At 53.8% G+C, this 539-nt stretch carries 1 protein-coding gene; it reads right to left on the reverse strand.

All coding sequences use genetic code 11. From position 1 onward, the window contains the following. The coding region (locus SB717_RS33465; protein ID WP_410907103.1) for a neuraminidase-like domain-containing protein at window positions 1-539 on the reverse strand (539 nt) is incomplete at both ends.

The raw sequence follows: 539 nt of genomic DNA on the forward strand, positions 1-539 counted from the left end.
GGTTGAAGTACACCGGACGAATCGTGCGCTCGATGGCACCGGCGGAACTCGGCAGGTTGGCCCTATGCCACTCCGACCAAGCCCCCGGCTGCGGGTGATCGAACTTGGGGCCATCAGGATTCGGGTCAGTGACACTCTTGTGGCTGCGTTGCGACATATCCACCGAGCGCCAGTAATATTGATTCTCGCCTTGGGAACGCCCGATGAAGTAATACATACCGTTTCTGAAGTCGGTAGTATTGATGTAGCCGTTGACAACCTTCAGGTTGGCCACTTCCTCAAAACGTGCCAGATAACTCTTGACCGCTTCCTGAGCCGTATCCAGGTTGATGCGATTCTGGTTCAGGTCATTTTCCAATTGCTGAAAATACAGCGACTTGTTCAAGCGCAATCGCGGGTCTATATGGCTTTCCGGAAAGTAGTGCAATTGCTGATCCGCCGCCCAGATCGGGTACTGGCTCTGAATAGTGCGCCACTGGACGAGCAGATGCTCTTCCATGATTTTGGTTTCATACCCAGGCTCCATGCCCAGCAACACC

Origin of the sequence: Priestia sp. SIMBA_032 (genome assembly GCF_046535215.1) — a bacterium.
Taxonomy (GTDB): Bacteria; Bacillota; Bacilli; order Bacillales; family Bacillaceae_H; genus Priestia; species Priestia aryabhattai.